This is a genomic window from Aquabacterium sp. UBA2148, assembly GCF_002328915.1.
GTDB classification, from domain to species: Bacteria; Pseudomonadota; Gammaproteobacteria; order Burkholderiales; family Burkholderiaceae_C; genus Aquabacterium; species Aquabacterium parvum.
This window is the reverse complement of sequence record NZ_DCXA01000301.1, coordinates 1-2,898: the sequence shown is the minus strand read 5'-3', so window position 1 is coordinate 2,898 and position 2,898 is coordinate 1. Positions and strand designations below refer to the sequence as shown.

General features: G+C 65.4%; 1 protein-coding gene. It reads right to left on the bottom strand.

Annotated features, from left to right (window positions below):
• On the bottom strand, positions 1–2,624 hold a 2,624-nt coding region (secA, locus tag B2W70_RS16625; protein WP_286747368.1), incomplete at its 3' end, for a preprotein translocase subunit SecA.
• Positions 2,625–2,898 lie beyond the last annotated feature (274 nt).

Genomic DNA, 2,898 nt, shown 5'->3' with positions numbered 1-2,898 from the left:
GAGCCGTCTTCGGCCGGGTGCGTGTAGGTGACGTTGCTCAGGCGCTCACCCTGGACTTCGATGGCCTGGGCGGCTTGTGCAGCCTCTTCCTGGCTCTGGATGCGCACCGTCAGCAGCTTGCGGGTGACGTCCATCTTGACCACGTCGAGCAGCTGGCCGAAGAGCTCGAATGCCTCGCGCTTGTACTCCTGCTTGGGGTTCTTCTGGGCGTAGCCGCGCAGGTGGATGCCTTGGCGCAGGTAGTCGAGCGCAGCCAGGTGCTCGCGCCAGTGCAGGTCGATGGACTGCAGCAGCACCATGCGCTCGAACGGTGCGAACTGCTCGCGGGTGACGGCTTCGACCTTGCCCTGGTAGGCGGCGGTCGCGACTTCGAGCACGCGCTCGAGCACGTCGTCGGCCTCGACCGACTGGGCGCCTTCGACCCACTTGACCAGGTCAACGTCGAGCTGCCACTCTTCCTTGAGGATTTTTTCGAGCGCGACCAGGTCCCATTGCTCTTCGAGGCTGTTCTCGGGCACGAAGGTGTGCACGACATCGCCCAGCGCGCCCTTGCGCAGGTTGGCGATGGACTCGGCCACCTCGGTCGATTCGAGGATCTCGTTGCGCTGCTGGTAGATGACCTTGCGCTGGTCGTTGGAGACGTCGTCGTACTCGAGCAGCTGCTTGCGCATGTCGAAGTTGTGGCCTTCGACCTTGCGCTGCGCGCTTTCGATGGAGCGCGTGACGATGCCGGCTTCGATGGCTTCGCCCTCGGGCATCTTCAGGCGGTCCATGATGGCGCGCACGCGGTCGCCCGCGAAGATGCGCATCAGTGGGTCGTCCAGCGAGAGGTAGAAGCGCGAGGAGCCCGGGTCACCCTGGCGACCGGCGCGGCCACGCAGCTGGTTGTCGATGCGGCGCGACTCGTGGCGCTCGGTGGCGATGATGCGCAGGCCGCCCAGCTCCTTGACCTTGGCATTGATCGACTGCTGCTCGGCCTTGAGCGCGGCGATCTTGGCTTCCTTGGCGGCGTGGTCCAGCGACTCGTCGGCTTCGATCAGCTGGATGTCCTTCTCGACATTGCCGCCGAGCACGATGTCGGTGCCCCGACCTGCCATGTTGGTGGCGATGGTGACCATGCCCGGGCGGCCGGCCTGCGCGACGATGTCGGCTTCGCGGGCGTGCTGCTTGGCGTTGAGCACCTGGTGGGGCAGGCCCTCTTTGGTCAGCATCTGAGCGATCAGCTCGGAGTTCTCGATCGAGGTGGTGCCCACCAGCACGGGCTGGCCGCGGCCGTGGCAGTCCTTGATGTCGTCGATGATGGCCTTGTACTTCTCTCCGGCGGTCTTGTAGACCAGGTCGAGCTGGTCCTTGCGCAGCATCACGCGGTTGGGCGGGATGACCACGGTTTCCAGGCCGTAGATGGACTGGAATTCGAAGGCTTCGGTGTCGGCCGTGCCGGTCATGCCCGAAAGCTTGCCGTACATGCGGAAGTAGTTCTGGAAGGTGATCGAGGCCAGGGTCTGGTTCTCGGCCTGGATCTGCACGCCTTCCTTGGCCTCGACGGCCTGGTGCAGGCCATCCGACCAGCGGCGACCCGACATCAGGCGGCCGGTGAATTCGTCGACGATGACCACTTCACCGTTCTGGACCACGTAGTGCTGGTCCTTGTTGAACAGGTGGTGTGCACGCAGGCCCGCGTACAGGTGGTGCATCAGGGTGATGTTGGCGGCGTCGTACAGCGAGGCGCCTTCGGCCAGCAGCCCCGCCTCGGAGAGCAGGCGCTCGGCGTTTTCGTGGCCGGCCTCGGTCAGGAAGACCTGGCGGGTCTTCTCGTCGGCGGTGAAGTCGCCCGGCTCGATGATGCCTTCGCCGGTTTTCGGGTCCTCTTCGCCGATCTGCTTCTTGAGGTGGGGCACCACCGCGTTGATGCGCAGGTACAGCTCGGTGTGGTCGTCGGCCTGGCCGGAGATGATCAGCGGCGTGCGGGCTTCGTCGATCAGGATGGAGTCCACCTCGTCGACGATGGCGAAGTTCAGGCCGCGCTGCACGCGGTCGCGCACCTCGTAGACCATGTTGTCGCGCAGGTAGTCGAAGCCGTACTCGTTGTTGGTGCCGTAGGTGATGTCGCAGGCGTAGGCAGCCTGCTTGTCTTCACGGGGCATCTGGGGCAGGTTGATGCCCACCGTCAGGCCCAGGAAGGTGTAGAGCTTGCCCATCCACTCGGCGTCACGGCGCGCGAGGTAATCGTTGACGGTGACCAGGTGCACGCCCTTGCCGGTCAGGGCATTGAGGTAGACGGGCAGGGTGGCGGTCAGGGTCTTGCCTTCGCCGGTGCGCATTTCGGCGATCTTGCCGTTGTGCAGGGCCATGCCGCCCAGCATCTGGACGTCGAAGTGGCGCATCTTGAAGACGCGCTTGGAGCCCTCGCGCACGACGGCGAAGGCCTCGGGCAGCAGGGCGTCGAGCGATTCGCCCTTGGCGATGCGCTGCTTGAACTCGTCGGTTTTGGCGCGCAGTTGCTCGTCGCTCAGGGGCTCGAGGCTGGGTTCGAGCGCGTTGATCTTGGTGACCGTTCGACGGTATTCCTTGAGCAGGCGTTCGTTACGGCTACCAAAAATCGAGGTCAGGAGCTTGGGCAACATGGAGCGGTCAGTTCAATCAGGCCGGCCTGTCGGGTGACGGCCGGCTTCGGCGAGCGGGGTGATCGGCCAAGCCGATCGAAGCGAAAAAGTGTAGCACCGGGGTGTGACCCGGCCATGGCAGGGTCACCCGGCCCGCGAATGGGGGGCCGAGCCAGCGTGGTCCCGAGGGGACAGCCAGGCCGTCACCAGCGCGCTCAGGGCCACGCACACCACCATCACGGCGCCCGAGGGCAGGTCGAACATGGCCGACAGGCACAGGCCCAGCAGGCAGCCC